General features: G+C 61.4%; 16 protein-coding genes. 14 read left to right on the top strand and 2 right to left on the bottom strand.

The genetic code is table 11. The features are described 5' to 3' along the window. Nucleotides 1-209 precede the first annotated feature (209 nt). On the top strand, nucleotides 210-650 hold the full coding sequence (locus AC0IXA_RS03985; protein ID WP_016775372.1) for a CBS domain-containing protein: 441 nt from the start codon (nucleotides 210-212) through the stop codon (nucleotides 648-650). A gap of 178 nt (nucleotides 651-828) precedes the next feature. Here the strand turns inward: AC0IXA_RS03985 and AC0IXA_RS03980 are convergent, their stop codons facing one another. Then, complete coding sequence (locus AC0IXA_RS03980) at nucleotides 829-1,452, bottom strand: glutathione S-transferase N-terminal domain-containing protein (protein ID WP_341637106.1); 624 nt, start codon at nucleotides 1,450-1,452, stop codon at nucleotides 829-831. Nucleotides 1,453-2,525: 1,073 nt separating this feature from the next. Here AC0IXA_RS03980 and AC0IXA_RS03975 point away from each other — a divergent pair. The 12 genes from AC0IXA_RS03975 to AC0IXA_RS03920 all read left to right on the top strand — a co-directional run bounded on the left by AC0IXA_RS03975 (nucleotide 2,526) and on the right by AC0IXA_RS03920 (nucleotide 15,709). Next, a complete protein-coding gene (locus tag AC0IXA_RS03975; RefSeq protein ID WP_471811841.1) occupies nucleotides 2,526-3,350 on the top strand; it encodes an energy transducer TonB in 825 nt (274 codons plus the stop codon). 45 nt (nucleotides 3,351-3,395) lie between these two features. After that, nucleotides 3,396-4,103, top strand: coding sequence for a MotA/TolQ/ExbB proton channel family protein (locus AC0IXA_RS03970; protein WP_471811839.1), 708 nt, complete (start codon nucleotides 3,396-3,398; stop codon nucleotides 4,101-4,103). Then, on the top strand, nucleotides 4,103-4,504 hold the full coding sequence (locus AC0IXA_RS03965) for an ExbD/TolR family protein (RefSeq protein ID WP_016775377.1): 402 nt from the start codon (nucleotides 4,103-4,105) through the stop codon (nucleotides 4,502-4,504). The genes AC0IXA_RS03970 and AC0IXA_RS03965 overlap by 1 nt, the downstream gene beginning before the upstream one ends. A 211-nt stretch (nucleotides 4,505-4,715) precedes the next feature. Next, nucleotides 4,716-7,427, top strand: a complete 2,712-nt coding sequence (locus tag AC0IXA_RS03960; RefSeq protein ID WP_163018908.1) for a TonB-dependent receptor — start codon at nucleotides 4,716-4,718, stop codon at nucleotides 7,425-7,427. 227 nt (nucleotides 7,428-7,654) lie between these two features. After that, the gene (locus AC0IXA_RS03955; RefSeq protein WP_471811836.1) at nucleotides 7,655-9,520 is read left to right on the top strand and encodes an extracellular solute-binding protein; all 1,866 of its coding nucleotides are present in this window, start codon (nucleotides 7,655-7,657) and stop codon (nucleotides 9,518-9,520) included. A 1-nt stretch (nucleotide 9,521) separates the two neighbouring features. Beyond that, on the top strand, nucleotides 9,522-10,586 hold the full coding sequence (locus AC0IXA_RS03950) for a microcin C ABC transporter permease YejB (protein ID WP_471811834.1): 1,065 nt from the start codon (nucleotides 9,522-9,524) through the stop codon (nucleotides 10,584-10,586). Continuing rightward, nucleotides 10,586-11,608: an ABC transporter permease gene (locus AC0IXA_RS03945; RefSeq protein ID WP_471811832.1), complete on the top strand. Its 1,023-nt coding sequence runs from the start codon at nucleotides 10,586-10,588 to the stop codon at nucleotides 11,606-11,608. The genes AC0IXA_RS03950 and AC0IXA_RS03945 overlap by 1 nt, the downstream gene beginning before the upstream one ends. Nucleotide 11,609: 1 nt before the next feature. Then, nucleotides 11,610-13,244, top strand: a complete 1,635-nt coding sequence (locus AC0IXA_RS03940; RefSeq protein ID WP_341637102.1) for an ABC transporter ATP-binding protein — start codon at nucleotides 11,610-11,612, stop codon at nucleotides 13,242-13,244. 170 nt (nucleotides 13,245-13,414) lie between these two features. Then, the gene (locus AC0IXA_RS03935) at nucleotides 13,415-13,936 is read left to right on the top strand and encodes a DUF3455 domain-containing protein (protein ID WP_016775383.1); all 522 of its coding nucleotides are present in this window, start codon (nucleotides 13,415-13,417) and stop codon (nucleotides 13,934-13,936) included. 100 nt (nucleotides 13,937-14,036) lie between these two features. Beyond that, nucleotides 14,037-14,564 (top strand): sigma-70 family RNA polymerase sigma factor, encoded by a 528-nt coding sequence (locus tag AC0IXA_RS03930; protein ID WP_471811830.1) that lies wholly within the window; start codon nucleotides 14,037-14,039, stop codon nucleotides 14,562-14,564. Beyond that, on the top strand, nucleotides 14,561-15,253 hold the full coding sequence (locus AC0IXA_RS03925; protein WP_471811828.1) for an anti-sigma factor: 693 nt from the start codon (nucleotides 14,561-14,563) through the stop codon (nucleotides 15,251-15,253). The genes AC0IXA_RS03930 and AC0IXA_RS03925 overlap by 4 nt, the downstream gene beginning before the upstream one ends. Before the next feature lie 132 nt (nucleotides 15,254-15,385). Continuing rightward, nucleotides 15,386-15,709, top strand: coding sequence for a hypothetical protein (locus AC0IXA_RS03920; protein ID WP_223631112.1), 324 nt, complete (start codon nucleotides 15,386-15,388; stop codon nucleotides 15,707-15,709). A gap of 70 nt (nucleotides 15,710-15,779) precedes the next feature. Here the strand turns inward: AC0IXA_RS03920 and AC0IXA_RS03915 are convergent, their stop codons facing one another. Beyond that, on the bottom strand, nucleotides 15,780-16,862 hold the full coding sequence (locus tag AC0IXA_RS03915; protein ID WP_122750538.1) for a DUF1615 family protein: 1,083 nt from the start codon (nucleotides 16,860-16,862) through the stop codon (nucleotides 15,780-15,782). A gap of 271 nt (nucleotides 16,863-17,133) precedes the next feature. Between AC0IXA_RS03915 and AC0IXA_RS03910 the strand changes: the two genes are divergently transcribed. Beyond that, nucleotides 17,134-19,338: a TonB-dependent receptor gene (locus AC0IXA_RS03910; RefSeq protein WP_471811825.1), complete on the top strand. Its 2,205-nt coding sequence runs from the start codon at nucleotides 17,134-17,136 to the stop codon at nucleotides 19,336-19,338. Nucleotides 19,339-19,415 lie beyond the last annotated feature (77 nt).

Below are 19,415 nucleotides of genomic sequence, written 5' to 3'. Positions count from 1 at the left end.
CCGCGAAGCGGCCCCGCTTTTAATGAAAGGGCCTGCTGCGCAGGCCAACAAGGATAAATCCCCTAACCACAGATGCTTCATTTACCGATACAAAGATGTTTTTTCCGGCAAATGGCGTTTTTTGCACGCTAACTGCCGCTTTGCCACCTTGCTCTGCGCGGCTGCGTCTACGATGCTTGATGAACAACGACAACACCTGAGTAACCGCCATGAAGACCGTCGCCCAACTGCTCAAGCTCAAAGATCAGAAAAATCAGGAAGTGCACCAGATCAAACCCGATCACATGGTGCTCGAAGCGCTGATGAAGATGGCCGAGAAAAACGTCGGCGCCTTGCTGGTGGTCGAAGACGACAAAGTGGTCGGCATCATCAGCGAGCGTGACTATGCACGCAAACTGGTGCTGCACGGGCGCTCTTCGGTGGGCACGCCAGTGCGCGACATCATGGTCAAGGACGTGATTACCGTGGATACCCGGCAAACCGTCGACACCTGCCTGGGGATCATGTCGGACAAACGCCTGCGCCACTTGCCGGTGGTCGAGGACGGCCAGTTGATCGGCCTGTTGTCGATCGGCGACCTGGTGAAGGAAGCGATTGCCGAACAGGCCGAGCTGATCAAACAGCTGGAGCAGTACATTCGCGGCGAATGAGCCCACCGCCGTGCCCCCCTTGTGGGAGCGAGCCTGCTCGCGAATGCGCCAGGTCAGTGATGATCGTTCCCACGCTCTGCGTGGGAATGCAGCCCGGGACGCTCCGCGTCCCTCTAAAGCCGAACGCGGAGCGTCCGTTGAGGCATTCCCACGCAGAGCGTGGGAACGATCGCGCCTGTCAGGCCGGCCAATGCCGCTCAAAGACCGGTGCCAGCACCGGGTGCCGGTCGATCCTTTGCAGCCACGCATAAAAGCCCGGGCGGGTCCGGCGCAGGTGTTCGCGGCTGCCGGCCCAGCGGCTTACCACGGCCGCCAGCACATCCAGCGCGCCGGGCGTTTCGTCATCCAGATACAGCTCCCCGGAAAACTGATCGGCAAACACCTCCCAACTGAAGTGCAGGCGCTGGCGCGTGCCGGCGATCAGGTTTTGCCGTGCGTTCTCGTCGGGCGTGCTCAGCCAGCGCTCGGGGTAATCGATGATGCCGACCGCCGCGTAGCAATTGCTGACGATATAGGCGAGGCCGCGAATCGCCTGATCACGATCGGCAGCCTTGCTCGGCAGCAGGCCGGACTTGGGAAACGTCAGGCCCAGGTGAATCAGGATCGCCGCGCTTTCAGTCATGGCGCTGCCGTCGGGCAGTTGCAGGGTCGGTATCTGTTTCAGCGGATTGAGTTTGCCCAGCGCCTCGTCGGCCTCGGCGCTGGCTTCGGTATCAATGAAGCGATAGGCGATCTGGCACAACTCCAGTGCCGCCTCGACGGCAGCCGCGCCGGAATTCTTGTGCCCGTAGAGCTGGTACATGTCCGTTCCCCCGATAAGGCCTTTGCACAGGGTAGATGGCTGGCTGGCCTGACGTAGAAAATTCTGCAAATGTGTCGTGATTGGCACGTTTTTCCCATGCACTGCCGACTTGCGAAATCAACCTTCGCCAATCAGCGCTGGCGGTGCCCATCCCGCACCAAGAGCATTCATCGAACGCTATCCGCGTTCTTGTAAGGTGCGACAGCGAACCAAAAGTTCGCCTGTCCGAGCTGGCAATAAGGAGTTCACCCGTGAATCTTCAAATGCTCCGCCGTACGACATACCCCATTCACTCGCAAATCCAGCCCCAAGTTCAGCCGAGCCTATTCAGCCTGGCGCGTTTCTCCTTTATTACCTGAAACCCAATGCACACTTTGCGTGCCTGGCGATCGAGCGATCGCCGGGCGCCAAGTGTTATTTATTTTTTAAATACAGCAATTAATAAAAGGCACAACAACAAGATTGTCGAACAATGACTTTGCGTCATTGAAGTTGCACCAAAAGCGCACGCCCGAATGTGATGCAGTTAACCAAAACTCCAGAATCAAAAATAAGGAACATGTCCTGTGAACCGCTGAATGACTGACCTGCACCAAATCGATTCGCTACGCACCGATAGGTGCTAAGCCTGATCACCGAGCAGCCGCTCTATCCCGCCGATTGGCGTGATACAGCGTTCCCTCTGACTCGCTCTGGAAAAAGCCCTTCTGCGAGGACTTGAGGACCGCTTCGCGCCGAATAAACAGTGGGCGAAACTGAAACTTATATAAATGCGACATCAGTAACACCGAAGATTTGCGTTCAACCCGTTTCAGCAACATCTGGCACACCTGTTGCAAACTGTAACAAACCTGAGACAGCTCACGTCTCCACACAACAACAAGCCACGGAATGGATAATGAACAATCGATATAGATGCTACTAAGCCACTAAGTTTGTCCGAGGCCGTTTAAACAGATAGTCCAACTATCGGCCCGCGTACACCTTGAAGAAAGTTACACCTACTCACTCGAACATCAGCCATATGTTCGGACGGCACCTTATTGCCCTTCATCTGACCCGAGGGAGCTTTAATGAACGATGCGGTAAAGCACAAAACCCTGCCGGGGCCGTTGCGGCAAGCACCGGTCCCGCCGGCAATGGGCAGGCCGGCGTTTACAGCCAATACGTCACGACCCGGCGGGTTGAACAAACCACAGTTGCTCTTGCTGATCGCCGTGTCGGCGCTGATACACGGCGGCGCGTGGTGGTTCTTCCATCAGGCGCGTCCTGAGCCACTGCCGACGCCGCCGGAAATCCCGGAAATGACCGTCGAGCTGACCAGCCCGACGCCTCCGGCCCCACCGACACCGGAACCACCACCGCCGCCCCCGCCTCCACCGCCGCCGGAGCCTGAGCAGCCGGTGGAGGACGAGGACGCGGTCAAGCCGCCGCCCAAACCGGTGGAGAAGCCCAAGCCAATCGAAAAACCCAAACCGGTCGAGAAACCCAAACCGGTGAAGAAAGTCGAGCCACCGAAAGCGCCGCCGGCCCCGGCGCAACCTGCCGCACCTGCGGCGCCGACAACACCAAGCGCACCACCGGCACCACCTGCTGCGCCCGCTCCGGTCAAGGAATCGGCGGCGATTTCCGGCCTGGCCAGCCTTGGCAACCCGCCGCCGGAATACCCGTCGCTGGCGCTGCGCCGCAATTGGGAAGGCAGCGTGGTGCTGCGCATTCAGGTGCTGGCCAGCGGCCGTGCCGGCAGCGTGACGGTGACCAAGTCCAGCGGCAAGCCGCAACTGGATGAGGCGGCCGTCGCGGCGGTGAAGAACTGGAAATTTATTCCGGCCAAGCGCGGTGACACGCCGATCGACGGCTTCGCCACCCAGACCATCGATTTCAAATTGCCGCAATGACGGCGCAACCGACTCATTACTGATTAACGCAAGCGAGGTGTAGCCATGAACGATTCACTGTCTTCGATGATTGTCCCCGGTGTGCTCTGGGGTCTGGTGCTGTTTTCCGTGGTCAGTTGGGCGATCCTGCTGGTCAAGTCGGCCCAGTACCTGCGCCAGAAAGCGCAGAACAAGCAGTTCGCCAAAGCCTTCTGGAGCGCGCCGGACCTGCTTACCGCCGCTGAACACGCCAGCCAGTATCCGGGCTCGCTGGCGCGCATCGCCAGCAGCGGTTTCGAAGCCCTGCTGGTGGAAGAGTCGCCGCGCACCACGCAGCAACTGGCGCACACCATCAACCGTTCCGATCGCCTGGAACGCAACCTGCGCCAGCAGATCCAGAAAGAACGTCGCTCCCTGGAAAACGGCCAGGCGATTCTCGCCAGTATCGGCAGCACCGCGCCGTTCATTGGTCTATTCGGCACCGTGTGGGGAATCATGGAAGCCCTGCAAAGCATTGGCGAAACCGGCTCGGCCAGCCTTGAAGCGGTCGCCGGGCCTATCGGCCACGCGCTGATCGCCACCGGCGTGGGCATCGCCGTCGCGGTGCCGGCGGTGCTGATCTACAACTTCTTTCTGCGTCGGCTGAAACTCGCCTCGGCGGACATGGACGACTTCGCCCACGACTTCGACGCCCTCGCTTCGCGCAGTGCGTTTTCCATCAGCCGCCAGGCCATTGCCAGCAAAAGCACCAGCGCCGTGCGGGAGGCCAGCTGATGTCCTTCTCCACTCAAGACAGCGATGAAGTGCTCAGCGAAATGAACGTCACGCCGCTGGTCGACGTGATGCTCGTGCTGCTGGTGGTGTTCATTGTCACCGCGCCGCTGATGACCAACGCGATCAAGGTCAACCTGCCGAAAACCGACGCCGTCGCCCCTGCCGAAAAGAAAGACCCGGTGGTGGTCAGCGTCGATCAGGACGGCAAGTTCTATCTGGCCAAGACCGAGCTGGCCCCGGAATCCCTCGAGGCCAGCCTCAAGGAGGTCAAGGCCAAAGACGCCGAAGTGCGTGTGCAATTGCAGGCCGATGCCGCCGTCAATTACGGCCAGGTGGCCAAGGCCATGGCATCGATCGAACGCTCCGGCATCAGCAAGATTTCGGTGATGACCACCCACTGACGACGGTGCCGGGCGGCTGTTGAAAGCATCCGCCCGGCACCGCTGAAAAAAGAAATCCCGTCGCACCCGGCCGACCGAAAAAACGCTACGCGTCTTCGGAGGGGATCGGCTTGCTTGAAGAAAGTGGTTTTCCGCGCGCGGTATCACCGGAAGCGGAGCAATGAGCGGCTCACAAGGCCAATTCGATAACGTCTGAAAATCGGAAACAACCATGCTGATGAACACTCCACGCTTCACGCTCAAACCTTTGGTGGCAACCATGTCTCGCCACCGTTTCGTTCCGCTGTATCTGGTGGCCATGGGGATGGGCGCCGGGACCGTGCAAGCGGCCGAGGACGACAACAGCGCCACCCCGGCAGCCGCTGTGGTGGCGGCGCCGACCACGCAACTGCAACGGGTCGAAGTGACCGGGTCGGCGATTCGCCGGGTCGATGCGGAAACGGCGGTGCCGATCACCATCCTCAAGGCTGAGGAACTGCGCAAACAAGGCGTGACCACCACCGCCGAACTGGTCCAGCGCATCACCGGCAGCCAGTCGATCAACAACAGCGCCGGCTCCGTCGGCGCGGCAACGGGCGGTGCGTCGTTTGCCGACATGCGCGGCATCGGCGCGAACAAGACGCTGGTGCTGCTCAATGGTCGACGCCTGGCCAATAACGCCCTGTCGGGGACCAACTCGGCCGGCGGCGCGGTGGACCTGAACATGATCCCGTTCGCCGCCATCGAACGCGTGGAAGTGCTGCGCGACGGCGCCTCGGCCCTGTACGGCACCGACGCCATCGGCGGTGTGATCAACTTCATCACCAAGAAATCCCTTACCGACGGCGCGTTGACCCTCGGTGGCGAAACGCCGACCCACAGCGGTGGCGGCGCGACCAAAGACATGAGCGCCAGTTGGGGTTACGGCGATCTGGAAGAAGACCGCTTCAACGTCCTCGGCGTGTTCAACTACAACAAGCAGCAGAACCTCGACGCCAACGACCGCTCCTTCGCCACCGACTACGCGCCCGGTCGCGGTCTCGATCAGACCTCCGGCACCGCGTTCCCCGGCAACTACAGCCAGAACGGCAACGCCACCAACCCGTTGGCCAACAGCAACTGCAACGGCCCCAACCTGATCGCCCGCGACGGCTTGTGCCGCTTCAGCACCCGTGAATTCATCGACCTGGTGCCACAGACCGAGAAGACCTCGTTCTTCGGCAAGACCACTGCCAAGCTCGGCGATGATCACAACGCCAACCTCGAATATTTCTGGTCGCGCAACAACAACGCCGTCGCCGTCGGCCCGGCGCCACTGACTGGTCTGAGCCTGGATTCCTCGTCGCCTTACTACCCCGGCAACGGCATCACCCCGGCGCCGACCGATTTCGCCCTCGACCCGACGCAGCCGGTCGACGTCAACTGGCGCGAGACTGCCGCCGGCCCGCGTGAATCGAAAGACCAGAACACCAGCCAGCGCTTTCTGCTGAGCTTCGATGGTCTGGTTGGCGGCTGGGATTACAACGTCGGCGCCTCGTACAACCAGAACAAAATCGTCTCCAGCGTCACCAGTGGTTATGTCAGCGACCAGGCGATGATTGACGGCCTGGCCAGCGGTCTGCTCAACCCGTTCGGCCCGCAGACCGCTGCCGGCCAGCAGTACATCGACGCCGCCGCGTACCACGGCGCCTACTCCACAGCCGTGGGCCGCGTTGCCGGTTTCGATGGCCGCGTCAGCCGTGAAATCGGCGACTGGTTCGGCGCAGGTCCGTCCGGTCTGGCGCTGGGCGGCGAGTACCGCAAGGAGAAATTCCATCAGGACTTCGAGTCGTTCGCCGGCGACATCCAGAGCCTCGGCATCGACCCGGCCGGTAGCGTCGAAGGTGATCGCAGCGTCAAGGCCGCCTATGCCGAACTCAACGTGCCGGTGCTCGACAGCCTTGAATTGTCCGCCGCTGTGCGCCACGACAAATACAGCGACTTCGGCAGCACCACCAATCCGAAATACTCGTTCCGTTATCAGCCGTTGAAAGAGCTGGTGGTGCGTGGCGCCTACAGCGAAGGTTTCCGCGCGCCGTCGCTGTACGAGCTGTATTCGCCGCGCAGCATCACCTTCACCCAGGGTTTCTACAACGATCCGGTGCTGTGTACCGGCGGTGTGGTGCAACCGGGCGGCAACGGCGGGCGCGATTGCGGTCAGCAGTTCCTCAACCAGATTGGCGGCAACGAGGATCTGGCCCCGGAGAAGGCGCGGAACGTGACGTTGGGCTTCGTCTACCAGCCGATCAGCAATCTGTCGGTGGGTCTGGATTTCTGGTGGATTCACATCTCCAACCAGATCCAGCCGTTCCCGGAATCCACCGTGTTCGATCAGGCCGGATCCTACCCGGACCGCTTCGTGCGCAACGCCGACGGCACGCTCAACTACATCGTCACCGGCAACGCCAACCTCGGCATCGTCGAGACCAACGGTGTCGACGTGTCGCTCGACTATCGCTTTCCGAACACGCCGTACGGTCAGTTCGGTCTCGGCCTGCAAGGCACCTATGTCGACGAGTACGACTTCCAGAGCACCATCAAAGGCCCGTTCACCGACAAGGTCGGCGACTTTCAGGGTGACGGCGTGATCGCGCGCTGGAAGCACAACCTCACCGGCAGCTGGAGCCTGGGTGCGGCGCGGGCAGCGCTGACCAACCGCTTCACCACCGGTTACAACGACTATGACCGCGACACCCATTCGCGCGTGGCCTCGTATTCGGTGTGGGATCTGTCAGCCGGTTACACCTTCAACAAGGTGCTCGACGTTGATGCCGGGATGAAGAACGTGTTCGACCGCAACCCGCCGTTCTCCAACCAGGCCTACAACTTCCAGAGCGGCTATGACCCGCGCTACACCGACCCGCTGGGCCGGACATTGTTTGCGCGCATGACTTACCACTTCTAACCCCAAATAAAACGCATCCCTCTGTGGGAGCGAGCCTTTGTGGTGAAGGGATTTATCCCCGATGGGGTGCGAAGCGCCCCCAGGACCTGCCAACGCGGAGCATCAGAAGTACCGCATGCATTGATCTTGCGACTGCTGCGCAGCCGATCGGGGATAAATCCCCTCGCCACAAGGGCTCGCTCCCACATTGGGTCCGTGGACTTTCAGGGATTTTCAGGAGTGACTTCATGAGTTTTTTGCGCAACATGGCTGGCCTGCTGCTCGGCAGTGCGCTGCTGTGCACTGGCACTTCGGCACTGGCCGCCGGCAGTCACGCGCTGACGGTGTACGGCGAGGCGCCGAAGTATCCGGCCGGCTTCAAGCATTTCGATTTTGTTAACCCCGACGCGCCCAAGGGCGGTTCGCTCAGCCGTGCGTCGATGGAGATCGGTCAGTACAACTACATCACGCCGTATGCCGATCAGGGCATTTCGGTGGTGCAAGTCAATGACTGGGTCTACGCGCCGCTGGCGTTCCGTTCGCTGGATGAGCCCTACACGGTTTACGCTCTGGTTGCGCAGCAGATCGAGCGCGATCCCGAAGGTTTTTGGGTGCGCTTCACCCTCAACCCCAAGGCACGCTTTGCCGACGGCACGCCGATCACCGCCGAAGACGTGCGCTACACCTTCAACCTGCTGATGACCAAGGGCAGCCTGAGTTATCGCCAGCAATATGCCGACGTGCAGGACGTGCTGGTCGAAGGTCCACGCCAGGTCCGTTTCACCTTCAAGAACAACCTCAATCGCACCCTCGCGCTGGATCTGGCGACGCTGCGCGTGCTGCCCGAGCACTGGTGGAAAACCCGCGACTTCGCCAACGGCGGCGGCTTCGAGCCACCGCTGGGCAGCGGGCCATACCGGGTGAGCAAGGTCGACGCCGGGCGCAGCATCAGTTTCCAGCGTGACCCGGACTGGTGGGGCAAGGACCTGCCGGTCAGTCGCGGCATGTACAACTTCGACAGCCTGACGGTGAATTTCTACGGCGACACCGACGTCGCTCGCCAACTGTTGCAGGCCGGCGCGTTCGACTACAACCGCGAGTTTTCTTCCTCGGGTTACGTGGTTGGCTACGACAGCCCGGCCCTGCGCGACGGGCGCTTGCAAAAAGCCATTCTGGCGCCGCACAAACCCACCGCCGCCCAAGGTTTTGTGTTCAACCTGCAAAACCCGATCTTCCAGGACCGCCGCGTGCGCGAGGCGATCAGCCTGCTCTGGGATTTCGAGTGGACCAACAAACAGATGATGCGCGGCTTCTACGTGCGTCAGAACAGCTTCTGGCCCAAGAGTGAAATGGCCGCCAGCGCCCTGCCCGATGCCGAGGAATTGAAGATCCTCGAACCGTTGCGCGGCAAGGTCCCTGACGAGGTGTTCACCACGGTCTATGAAGCGCCGAAAACCGATGGCAGCGGCTACATCCGCGACAAGCAATTGCAAGCGCTGAAGCTGCTCGCCGAAGCCGGTTGGACGGCGAAAAAAAATCGTCTGGTCAACGCCGCCGGCGAGCCGCTGGAATTCACCTTTCTCGATGGTCAGGGCGGCTTCGATCGCATGCTGCTGCCGTTCAAACGCACCCTCGCGCAGATCGGCATCACGCTCAATCTGCGCCGCATCGATTCAGCGCAATACATCAACCGTCTCAACGCCCGCGATTACGACATGATCGTCTGCGCTTTCCCGCGCAGTGGCGATCCGATCGTCTCGCCGGGCCGCGAGTTGTACAGCCTGTATGGCTCGCAAAGTGCCACGCAAGTCGGCAGCTCGAACGCGATGGTGCTGGCCGATCCAGCGGTCGATCAATTGCTCGACGGGCTGGTCCAGGCCAACAGCCGCGAAGCCATGGTGCATTACGCCCGCGCCCTCGACCGGGTGCTGCAATGGGGTTACTACATGATTCCCAACTACTACTCCAAAGGCACGCCGACGGTGTATCAGAACCGCTTCGGCATGCCCGCCGTGCAACCTTCGTATGACGAGGGCCTCAACACTTGGTGGGAAGTCTCGGCCAGGCCGCTGACGACTCAGCAGATGAGCGCTCAGCTTGCGGGAGGCCAGTGACATGCTGCGTTATCTGAGTCGCCGTTTGCTGCTGATCATCCCCACGCTGTTGTGCATTCTGGTGGTGAATTTTCTTATCGTGCAGTCCGCGCCCGGCGGCCCGGTGGAACAAGCCATCGCCCGCCTGCAAGGCTTTGGCGGGCACAGCATGGGCGGTGGCGGCGAAGTCGCGGCGGTCGGCGGTGCCGGGCGCAGCAGCCGTGGGCTGGACCCGGCGCTGATCGAGGAAATCAAACGCCATTACGGCTTCGACAAACCGCTGCACGAACGCCTGTGGCTGCTGCTGAAAAACTACGCACAACTGGATATGGGCAACAGTTTCTTTCGCGGCGCCAAGGTCACCGACCTGATCGTGCAGAAGCTGCCGGTGTCGCTGTCGCTGGGCTTGTGGGCGACGCTGATCACCTACCTGATTTCAATCCCGCTGGGCATTCGCAAGGCAATCAGTAACGGCAGCGCCTTCGATGTCTGGAGCAGCACCGCGATCATCGTCGGTTATGCGATGCCAGCGTTTCTCTTCGCCATTCTGTTGATCGTGGTATTCGCCGGCGGCAGCTACGTCAACTGGTTTCCGGTGCAGGGACTGGTGTCGGACAACTTCGACAGCCTCAGCACATTGGGCAAGGTCGGCGACTACCTCTGGCACCTCGTACTGCCAGTCACGGCGCTGGTAATCGGCGGCTTTGCCACGCTGACGATCCTGACCAAAAACAGCTTTCTCAACGAGATCAGCCGGCAGTACGTGATCACCGCACGAGCCAAGGGCCTGACCGAGAGGCGCGTGCTTTACGGCCACGTGTTTCGCAACGCCATGCTGCTGGTGGTCGCCGGCGTGCCGTCGGCGCTGATCGAAGTGTTTTTCGCCGGCTCCCTGCTGATTGAAACCATTTTCAATCTCGACGGCCTCGGGCGCATGAGCTACGAAGCGGCGGTGTCGCGCGACTATCCGGTGGTGTTTGGCGCGCTGTTTCTGTTCACCCTGTTCGGCCTGCTGATCAAGCTGATCGGCGACCTCTGCTACACCCTGCTCGACCCGCGCATCGATTTCTCGGCGAGGACTGCCTGATGTTCACACTGTCGCCTCTGGGCCAGCGCCGCGTCGCGCAATTCAAGGCCAACCGCCGTGGGCGCTGGTCGCTGTGGCTGTTTATCGGCCTGTGCCTGATCTGCCTCGGTGGCGAGCTGATCGCCAATGACAAGCCGCTGGTGATCCGCTACCACGACGCCTTTTACTTTCCGATCCTCAGCGATTACCTGGAAACCGATTTCGGCGGCCAGCTGCCGTTTCAACCGGATTACGCCAGCAACTACGTACACAAGCTGATCGAGGATCAGGGCGGCTGGATGCTGTTTCCGCCGATCCCGTTCAGCTACGACACGGTCAACTACGACCTCACCGAACCGGCGCCCAGCCCGCCGTCTTCGAGCAATTGGCTGGGCACCGACGATCAGGCTCGCGATGTTCTGGCGCGGGTTATTTTCGGCACGCGGATCTCGATTCTGTTCGCGCTGATCCTCACCGCCATCAGCGCGTTGATCGGCATTCTCGCCGGGGCCTTGCAGGGCTACTACGGCGGCTGGGTCGACTTGCTCGGGCAGCGTGTACTGGAAATCTGGTCGGGGCTGCCGGTGCTGTATCTGCTGATCATTCTGTCCGGCTTCGTCTCGCCGAGTTTCTGGTGGTTGCTGGGGATCATGGCGCTGTTTTCCTGGCTGGCGCTGGTCGATGTGGTGCGCGCCGAGTTCCTCCGTGGACGCAATCTCGAATACGTGAAAGCCGCGCGGGCGCTGGGCCTGACCGACAGCGAACTGATGCGCCGGCACATTCTGCCCAACGCCATGACTTCCACCCTAACCTACCTGCCGTTCATTCTCACCGGCGCCATCGCCACCCTGACCGCGCTGGATTTTCTCGGCTTTGGCATGCCCGCCGGCACCGCGTCGCTGGGCGAGTTGATCGGCCAGGCCAAACGCAATCTGCAGGCACCGTGGCTGGGGCTGACAGCGTTTTTTGCCCTGGCGCTGATCCTGTCTTTGCTGGTTTTCATCGGTGAAGCGTGCCGAGATGCCTTTGATCCGAGGAGCTGACATGCAAGACCATTTAATCGAGATCCGCGACCTGCGCGTCGCCTTCGCGGGGCAGGAAGTGGTGCACGGTGTGAACCTGGATATCCGCCGTGGCGAGTGTCTGGCGCTGGTCGGTGAATCCGGCTCGGGCAAGTCGGTGACGGCGCATTCGATTCTGCGTCTGTTGCCGGGCAAGAACGTCAGCAGCAGCGGCGCGATTCGCTACAACGGCGTGGATTTGCTGCACGCCAGCGAACAGCAGATGCGTGGTCTGCGCGGCAATCGCATTGCGATGATATTCCAGGAGCCGATGACCTCGCTGAACCCGCTGCACACGGTGGAAAAACAGATCAGCGAAGTGCTGGAAATCCACAAGGGCCTCAAGGGCCGCGCCGCCCGCACGCGGACTCTGGAGCTGCTCGAGCTGGTGGGTATTCGCCAGCCGTCGCAGCGTTTGAAAGCCTATCCGCATCAGCTTTCCGGTGGTCAGCGGCAACGGGTGATGATCGCCATGGCGCTGGCCAACGAGCCGGAATTGTTGATTGCCGACGAACCGACCACAGCGCTGGACGTGACCGTACAGCAGAAGATTCTTGAACTGCTGATCGAACTGCAGCAGCGCCTCGGCATGTCGCTGTTGCTGATCAGCCACGACCTCAATCTGGTGCGCCGGATCGCTCAGCGCGTGTGCGTTATGCGTCAAGGCGAGATCGTTGAACAGGCCGATTGCGAGACGCTATTCCAGGCGCCGCAACATCCTTACAGCCGCTTGTTGATCGAGGCTGAACCGAGCGGCGCGCCAGTGCCCAGTGAGTACGAGCACAACCTGCTGGAAGTGGATGATTTGAAGGTGTGGTTTCCCCTGCCGAAAAAACTCTTCAGCCGTCAGCAGGATTACATCAAAGCGGTGGACGGGGTCAGTTTCACCCTGCAACGCGGCAAGACGTTGGGCATCGTCGGCGAGTCGGGTTCGGGCAAGTCGACGCTGGGCCAGGCGATCCTGCGACTGGTCGAATCAGAGGGCAATATCCGTTTTGGCAACAAGCAGTTGAGCCTGCTCAATCAGCGCCTGATGCGCCCGCTGCGCCGGCAGATCCAGGTGGTGTTTCAGGACCCGTTCGGCAGCCTCAGCCCGCGCATGTCGGTGCAGCAGATCATTGCCGAAGGCTTGCTGACCCACGGCATCGGCAGCGAGGCCGAGCGCGAGGCAGCGGTGATTCGCGTGCTGGAGGAAGTCGGCCTCGACCCGCAAAGCCGCCATCGTTACCCCCACGAGTTTTCCGGCGGCCAGCGCCAGCGCATCTCCATCGCCCGCGCACTGGTGCTGGAACCGGCGCTGATCCTGCTCGACGAACCGACCTCGGCCCTGGATCGCACGGTGCAGAAGCAAGTGGTGGAATTGTTGCGCCAGTTGCAGATCAGGCATGGGCTGACGTACCTGTTCATCAGCCATGACCTGGCGGTGGTGCATGCGCTGGCGCATGACTTGATGGTGATCAAGGACGGCAAGGTGGTTGAACAAGGCTCGTCGCGGGAGATTTTCGCTGCGCCGAAACATCCGTACACCCAAGAGTTACTGAAAGCCTCGGCCCTCAAGCCTTACAGAGAGCCTTGTGGGAGCGAGCCTGCTCGCGAATGCGCTGCGTCAGTCACATAAGTGCTGACTGACCCGACGCCTTCGCGAGCAGGCTCGCTCCCACAGGTTTGATCGGTGGTGTTTGAAATTTATTTTTCCGGCACTGCATCCAATCGCCTCCGCCACGGGTAGTCCCTGTAACAGCCCACTCTGGTGCTGTCAGCGCCCTACCCTTTTCGGAGAATCATCGGATGAACATCACCCAGCTGATTGGCTTCACCGGTTTGCTCGCCTTCACCGCGACCACCTTCGCCCAGAGCAGTTATCCCGACGCGATCAAGGTGCCGGACGGGCACAAGATTGCCCTGGAAACCACCGGGGTTGGCGAGATCACCTACGAATGCCGCGACAAGCCCAATATGGCCGGGCAGACCGAGTGGACCTTTGTCGGCCCGAAAGCGGTGCTCAATGATCGCAGCGGCAAACAGGTCGGCACCTATTTCGGCCCGCCAGCGACCTGGCAAGCCAAGGACGGTTCGAAAGTCACCGGCACACAACTCGCCGTGGCACCGTCGAGCCCGGGCAACCTGCCCTATCAACTGGTCAAGGCCAATCCGGCCGAGGGCAAAGGCGCGATGACCGGGGTCAGCTATATCCAGCGTGTCGCGCTCAAGGGCGGCGTCGCGCCGGGCAGTGAGTGCACCATGGCAAACAAGGGCAAGCAGGAAGTGGTGAAGTACCAGGCGGATTATATTTTCTGGGCGGCTAACTGATATTCAGAAGCAGTGCACAATCCTGTGGGAGCGAGCCTGCTCGCTCCCACAGGGAACAATGCGTCTGGATGTTTGGGAAATGTGAGCTAGATTGCACCCCATGCCTTTAGCCGAATCCGTTTTCGATTACGAAGCCCGCCTCGCCGCCTGTGCCCGGGGCGAGCGCGCGGCTTTGCGCGATTTGTATGTGCAGGAAGGCCCGCGCCTGCTCGGCGTGGCCAAGCGGCTGGTGCGCGATACGGCGCTGGCGGAGGACATTGTGCATGAGGCATTCATCAAGATCTGGCACGGCGCCGCCGGGTTCGATCCGGCGCGCGGTTCGGCGCGGGGCTGGATGTTCAGCGTGACCCGGCATCTGGCGTTGAATCAGTTGCGCAAGCAAAGTCGGGAAACGCCGTTCAGCGAAGAACATGAGGCAGCGGCGCCTGATGAGTCGGTCGATGTTCACTCGGCGCGCATTCATCGCTGCCTTGAGCAGCTGGAACCGCAGCGGCGCAGCTGCATCCTCCACGCCTACGTCGACGGTTACAGCCACGCGCAGATTTCCGCGCGCCTCGACACGCCGCTGGGCACGGTCAAAGCGTGGATCAAGCGCAGCCTCAATGCTTTGCGGGAGTGCATGGGATGACCGGCGAATCAGCGCAGGAACGGGATGAACTGGCCGGTGAATATGTACTCGGGACCTTGTCATTCGAGCAGCGCATCGAGGTGCAACGGCGCCTGCCGAACGATCCCGAATTGCGTGCAGCGGTGGATGCCTGGGAGCGGCGTCTGCTGGAGCTGACCGATCTGGCCGAACCTCAGCAACCCTCGGCGCAGTTATGGCCACGTATCGAGCGCAGTCTCGAACGGCTGACGGTGAAGAAACCGCTAACCTCGTGGCGGAATCTGCTGCCGCTGTGGCGCGGCTTGAGCGCGGCCGGGCTGGCGGCGACATTGATCCTCGGCACGATGCTGCTGACCCAGACTGCGCCGAAACCGAGTTATCTGGTGGTGCTGGTGACGCCGCAGGACAAGGCGCCGGGCTGGGTGATTCAGGCGAGCAATGCGCGGGAGATCCAGTTGATTCCGCTGGGCGTGGTCGAGGTGCCGGCGGACAAGGCGCTGGAGTTCTGGACCAAGGCTGACGGCTGGTCGGGACCGGTGTCGTTGGGGCTGGTAAAGCCGGGGCAGGCTTTGTCGGTGCCGCTGGACAAACTGCCGCCGCTGCAACCCAACCAGCTGTTTGAGCTGACCCTGGAAGGCGCCAATGGCTCGCCGATTGGCAAACCGACCGGGCCGATTCAGGCGATCGGGCGGGCGGTGAAAGTGCTCTGAGGCTCTGCTACGCGGTTGTCCGCAACCATCATCGACGTCGATGTTCACCATCACGGCAATGAAGTTCTCATAAAAAATCCCGGGCGTAACATCAGCTCCATACCAACCAACAACACCCCGGAGCACACCATCATGAAACGCCAGACTCTTCTCAGCATCGCTTTCTCGGTTTTCGCAGTTAACGCTTTCGCCGCCACCCCGGCGCACACCATGATCGCCGAAGGCGGTTCGGACAAGCTGATCGAAAGCCGTCTGGCTGAAGGCGGCTCGGATCGTCTGATCGAACGCCGCGTTGCCGAAGGTGGCTCGGATCGTCTGATCGAACGCCGCGTTGCCGAAGGTGGTTCGGATCGTCTGATCGAACGCCGTGTTGCTGAAGGTGGTTCGGATCGTCTGATCGAACGCCGTGTTGCCGAAGGTGGTTCGGATCGTCTGATCGAACGCCGTGTTGCCTGATGCATGACTGCAAGCGCAACACCGCAGAGAAACCCGGCTCCCGCAGCCGGGTTTTTTATGTCTGTCTGATTTATCCGGCCTTCGCCATGCAGCGCTTGTAACGCTCGTCCACGCGCTTGGCGAACCAGGCAGTGGTGAGTTTGCGGGTGATCTTCGGACTCTGCAGCACAATCCCCGGCAATACCGCGCGCGGTAACGCCTTGCCTTCGGCCCGCTCCGCCAGTTCGAACACGCGCTGATAGAGCTTGGTCTCTTCGAATTCCAGGGTTTTGCCTTTCTCCAATTGATCGCGAATCGTCGGGTTGCGCATGCCCAGCGACTTGCCGAGGGTGCGCACCGCCAGTTCGGTACTGCCGGGCATGATCGAGTCGTAGCGAATCAGGTCGCCGTCCAGGGTCAGCGGGATGCCGGAAGCGCGGCTGACCGCATTCTGAAACGCGGCATTGCGGCTGGCGTACCAGCCGGCGTTGAAATCGGCGAAGCGATACAGCGGCTCGCGGTAATTTACCGGGTAGCCGAGTAAGTGGGCGATGCCGAAATACATGCCGCCGCGCCGGCTGAACACTTCACGACGAATCGTGCCGTCCACCGGGTACGGATAATCCTTGGCGTGCTCCTCGGCGAATTCGATGCTGACCTGCATCGGCCCGCCGGTGTGCACCGGGTTAAAGCCGCCGAACAACGTGCGGCCCATCGGCACCATGCCGATGAAGTCGTCGAAAATCGCGCTCAGCTCTTTTTCACTGCGCGCCGCATTCAGACGTTCGCTGTAGCTCTTGCCGTTGGGCGAGCGCACTTGCAGAGCGCCGCTGACAAGCAGGCTGGGGATGTGCACCTTGGCGGCGCGGCGGTCGATTTCGTCGCGGGCGATCTTGCCCAGGCCGGGCACCGTCGGGTCAGCCTGGAAAGTGGACTCCTGCTCGGCCACAGCCAGTACCGAACACAGATTCTGCGTGGTGGTGCTGATGCCTTGTGCGGCAAACGCAGCGTAGATGTCCGTGGCCCAGCCCTGACGGTCGGCAGTTTTCGCCGGCAACAGCCGAACAATTTCAGCCTTCACTTCGGCCGGCGGACGCGGCGCCGGTTCGTTGCTGCGCTGGCTGGCGCAACCGGCGAGCAGCAGCACGGCGCCGAGAGTAATGAGTAATCGCATGTTGCTCCATCCAATCAAATTAGCCAGACCACCATACACAACCCGCGTAGGAGCTGCCGAAGGCTGCGATCTTTTGATCTTGATGTTGACCTTGATCTGCAAAAAGCAAGATCAAAAGATCGCAGCCTGCGGCAGCTCCTACGCGCTGATGACAAACTGATTGCAAAACGTTACTGCGAAACCCTATCATTCGCGCCTGGAGTCGCATTAGCGCAAGGAGTTCCGCGCCGCCCTTATTTTTTCATTGGCCGCTCGCCTCCAGGTATCCGACATGCCCGCTTCTGCTCGACTCGGCGCTCCGTTCCGCCCGACTTTGCTTGCTCTGCTGTGCTCCCTGACCGTCACCGCCCACGCCGCTGAAGACAACAGCAAAGCGCTGGTGCTCGACGACGTCAACGTCAATGCCCAGGCCCCTGCATCCAACGCCCTGCCCCCGGTCTATGCTGGCGGTCAGGTCGCGCGCGGCGGCCAGTTGGGCGTGCTCGGCAATCAGGACATGATGGACGTGCCGTTCAGCGCAGCGTCCTACACCGAGCAATTGATCCAGGATCAGCAGGCGGAAAACGTCGCCGATGTGCTGCTCAACGATTCCTCGGTGCGTCAGGCCTCGGGGTTCTCCAACCAGGCGCAGGTCTTCATGATTCGCGGCCTGCCGCTCAATGGCGATGATATTTCCTATAACGGCCTGTACGGCGTGCTGCCCCGTCAGATCATTTCCACCGACGCGCTGGAGCGCGTGGAAGTGTTCAAAGGCCCCAACGCCTTCATCAACGGCGTGACCCCGACCGGTTCCGGCATCGGCGGCGGCGTCAACCTGCAACCCAAGCGCGCCGGCGACGTGCCGCTGCGCCGTTACACCACCGACATCAACAGCGAAGGCCGCATCGGTCATCACTTCGATATCGGCCAGCGTTTTGGCGAAGACAACCGCTTCGGCGCGCGAGTCAACCTGTCGCAGCGCGAAGGCGACACCGGCATCGATCACGAGAACCAGCGCTCGAAACTGTTCGCCATCGGCCTGGATTATCGCGGCGATGCGCTGCGGGTGTCCGGCGACTTTGCCTATCAGAAGGAACGCGTCAACGGCGGCCGCAGCTCGGTCAACCTCGGCACCGCCACGCACATCCCGGACGCGCCATCGGCGGACACCAACTACGCGCCGAAGTGGGGCTACACCGACATCGAAGACACCTTCGGCATGCTCCGCGCCGAGTACGACCTCAACGACAACTGGACCGCCTACGCCGCCGGTGGCGCCAAGCACACCCGCGAAGTCGGCCGGTACAACTCGACCACGCTGGTCGGCAACAGCGGCGCGTCGTTCACCACTGGCTCGTTCGTCCCGCATGATGAGGACAACACCAGCGTCATGGCCGGCCTCAACGGCAAATTCAACACCGGCCCGGTCAGCCACAAGCTGAATTTCGGCCTGACCGGGATCTGGGCCGAGCAGCGCAGTGCCTATGACTTCGACCTGACCCGCTACTCGAACAACATCTACCATCCGATCACTCCTCCGGCACCGGTCGGCAATTTCTCTGGCGGCGATCTCAACGATCCGGGCGTCGTCGGCAAGACCTTCAACCGCAGCGTGGCGATCTCCGACACCCTCGGTTTCTTCGATGATCGCCTATTGGTCACCGCCGGTCTGCGTCGTCAGCAACTGGTGGTGCAGGGTTACAGCTACGCCAGCTACGGCAGCGGCCCGCGATCGTCGAGCTACGACGAATCGATCACCACGCCGGTGTACGGCATCGTGTTCAAGCCGTGGGAGCATGTGTCGTTCTACGCCAACCATATCGAAGGCCTGGCCCAGGGGCCGACCTCGCCGACCAGCTCCGGCGGTTTCCGCGTCACCAACGGCAACGAAGTCTACGCACCGAAACGCTCCAAGCAGACCGAACTGGGCGTGAAAGTCGACATGGGCACCTACGGCGCGAGCCTGGGCGTTTATCGCATCGAACAGCCGAGCGACGGCTACTGCGAAATCAACAGCGCTACCACTTGCACCTACGTGCGCGAAGGCGAGCAGATCAACAAAGGCGTGGAGATGAACGTGTTCGGCGAGCCGATCGACGGCCTGCGCCTGATCAGCGGCCTGACGCTGATGGATACCGAACTGAAAAACACCCTCAACGGCGCCAACGACGGTAACCACGCCATCGGCGTACCGACCTTCCAGTTCAACGCTGGCGTGGATTGGGACGTGCCGGGCCTGCAAGGCGTTGCGCTGAATGCGCGGATGCTGCGCACAGGCGGGCAATACGCCGACGCGGCGAACAACCTCAGCCTGCCAACGTGGAACCGCTTCGATGCCGGCGCGCGCTATGCGTTCAAGGTCTCGGAGAAGGACGTGACCGTGCGGTTCGGCGTCGAGAACGTGGCGAACAAGAAGTACTGGGAATCGGCTCAGGGCGGCTACCTGACCCAGGGCGAACCGCGAGTGGCGAAGTTGTCGGGGACCATCGACTTCTAAGCGTGATTGCGTCGTAAAAAAGGCCCCGCAGCTTCACGGTTGCGGGGCCTTTTTGGTTTTTGTGGTGTTTGACCGGA

It is taken from the genome of Pseudomonas sp. AC083, from assembly GCF_979253165.1.
Note: the sequence above shows the minus strand (reverse complement) of the source record. Positions and strands in the feature narration are given on the sequence as shown.